Origin of the sequence: Kutzneria sp. 744 (assembly GCF_000568255.1) — a bacterium.
Lineage (GTDB): Bacteria > Actinomycetota > Actinomycetes > Mycobacteriales > Pseudonocardiaceae > Kutzneria.
The window spans coordinates 5,107,325-5,109,412 of record NZ_KK037166.1; the positions used below are offsets into that span (position 1 = coordinate 5,107,325).

Annotated in this window: 4 protein-coding genes; 3 read left to right on the forward strand and 1 reads right to left on the reverse strand. The window is 71.3% G+C overall.

Going from position 1 to position 2,088, the window contains the following annotated elements:
- Positions 1–88 precede the first annotated feature (88 nt).
- Together cpaB and mscL are read left to right on the forward strand one after the other, a co-directional pair.
- Positions 89–646, forward strand: a complete 558-nt coding sequence (gene cpaB, locus KUTG_RS22795) for a Flp pilus assembly protein CpaB (protein ID WP_369794650.1) — start codon at positions 89–91, stop codon at positions 644–646.
- Positions 647–671: 25 nt separating this feature from the next.
- Entirely contained in the window at positions 672–1,055 is a 384-nt protein-coding gene (gene mscL / locus KUTG_RS22800) for a large conductance mechanosensitive channel protein MscL (protein ID WP_043719397.1), read from the forward strand.
- A 495-nt stretch (positions 1,056–1,550) separates the two neighbouring features.
- Here the strand turns inward: mscL and KUTG_RS22805 are convergent, their stop codons facing one another.
- A complete protein-coding gene (locus KUTG_RS22805; protein WP_052396649.1) occupies positions 1,551–1,730 on the reverse strand; it encodes a hypothetical protein in 180 nt (59 codons plus the stop codon).
- Between the two features lie 59 nt (positions 1,731–1,789).
- On the opposite strand from KUTG_RS22805, the gene KUTG_RS22810 reads away from it, so the two are divergent.
- A complete protein-coding gene (locus KUTG_RS22810; RefSeq protein ID WP_043719401.1) occupies positions 1,790–2,074 on the forward strand; it encodes an Rv0909 family putative TA system antitoxin in 285 nt (94 codons plus the stop codon).
- Positions 2,075–2,088: the final 14 nt, after the last annotated feature.

Below are 2,088 nucleotides of genomic sequence, written 5' to 3' on the forward strand. Positions count from 1 at the left end.
GTTCACGGCCCCCTAGCGTGGATCGCATGGCGTCAACCGCACAAGACTCCGCCGCCTGCTGACCACCTCCAACTGGGCGCGCACCATCCTGTTCCGCCGCACCGCGGCGGTTCTGCTGGCCGTGCTGGCCGTCGTGCTGGCCGCGACGACGCTGCTGCACGGCCGTGAGAACACCGTCCCGGTGCTGGTCGCAGCCCGGGACGTGTCGTCGGGCGCCACGCTGACCCGCGACGACCTGCGAATACGCAGCCTGCCGGCGGCCTACGTGCCGGCAGGGGCCATCGGCGACGACGCGGCGGCCGTCGGGCGGGTGCTGGCCGGCGCGGCCAGGGCCGGCGAGACGATCACTGACGTACGGCTGGTCGGGCCGGAGAACACGCTGCTGGCCACCGGGAACCGGGATGCCGTCGCGGTGCCGGTGCGGCTGACCGACGCGGCCGTGGCCGACCTGCTGCGGCCCGGCAGCCGGGTGGACGTGGTGGGTGATCCGGGGGTGCTGGCGAACGACGCCGTTGTAGTTGTGGTCCGACCGAGCGAGGGTGTGTCGGCGAAGGGCCGCCTCGTGGTCGTGGCCCTGCCCCGACCGGTCGCGGCGAAGGTGGCGGCGGCGTCATTGACGCAATCGGTCACCGTTACTCTGCGCTGATCGTTCGTCCCTCGGAGGAGTCGTCATGCTGAAGGGTTTCCGGGACTTCCTGTTCCGCGGCAACATCGTCGACCTCGCGGTAGCGGTGGTCATCGGCACCGCGTTCACCGCGCTGGTCACGGCGCTGGGCAGTGCCTTCATCAACCCGCTGGTCAAGGCCATCACCGGCGGCAAGATCGGTGGCACGTTCACCGTCGTCGGCGTGACCTTCGACTACGGCCTGTTCATCACCGCGCTGATCAACTTCATCATCGTGGCCGCGGTCGTGTACTTCCTGGTCGTGATTCCGGTGCAGCGCATCACCAACCGCTTCAAGAAGCAGGAGGACGAGAAGCCGGCCGCGCCGACCGACATCGAGCTGCTGACCGAGATCCGCGACCTGCTGCGTTCCCAGCAGAGCCAGCGCTGAGAGCCGGCGCCGCCGGTCCTCGGTGGTGCGCTGGGGGACGCGCGCCGCTCGGGGCCGGCCGGTGCTAGCGATGGTGGTGACGGGGCGGCCGATGGTGGCGGTCCTCGTGGTGAGGCAGACGGCGATGGTGTTCCTCGCGACGGCCGGCCGGTGCCAGCGGTCCTAGCGAGGGGGCGAGCAGGTGTTCGCGGAGCTCGTAAAGGCGCAGACGGTGCTGGCCGTCCTCACGGCGGCCGGCCGACGCTGCCGGTCCTCGCGATGGCCGGCAGGTGCTCACGGACCTTGCGACGGCGTGGGTGGTGCTTGAGGACCTCGCGATGAGCCGGGCGGTGCTGGCCGTCCCCCGCGGCGGCCAGCCGACGCTGGCGGTCCTGGCGAGGGCTCGCCGATGCTCGCGGACCTCGTGATGGCGCGGGCGTTGCTGGCGGACCTCACGGCAGCCAGCCGGTCCTCGCGGGCCAGGCGGTGCTGGTGGTCCTCGCGGACCGGGCGGGGCTAGCGGTCCTCGTGGTGGGGCGGGCGGTTCTCCTCGTACCAGCGGTCGCCGCTGTCGGGGCGGGGCTCCGGGTCGCGCTCGTCGGTGGTGGTGTCGGGCAGGACGTCGCCGAAGACCTCGCCCAGGCGCTTCGGGTCGGGGCGGCGGGTGGGTTCGGGGTCTTCACGTGGCTGGCTCACCCGGACATCGTCCATCATGAACGGCAGAGGCAGTCAGCGAGCAGGAGACGGGGGCCGATGTGAGCTTCTTCGACAAGGCCAAGGACATGGCCAACGACCTGGCGGAAAAGGCCGCCCCGCTGCGGGACAAGGCCACTGAGGTGGTCAACGACCTGGCGGAGAAGGCGGAGCCGCTGCGCGAGAAGGCGGCGCCCTACCTGGAGCAGGCGGGCGAGGCGATCAACAAGGGCGCGGACGTCGCGGCGACCAAGATGGACGAGCTGACCGGCGGCAAGTTCAGCGAGGGCGTGCGCGCGGTCGGCGACAAGGTGGGCGAACTGTTCAACGGCGACACCAAGAAGTGACCGGACGCGGTCGG

What these genes read in the sequence shown, in the direction of transcription:
- mscL (WP_043719397.1), top strand. Translation starts at nt 672, where the DNA reads ATGCTGAAGGGTTTCCGGGACTTCCTGTTCCGCGGCAACATCGTCGAC.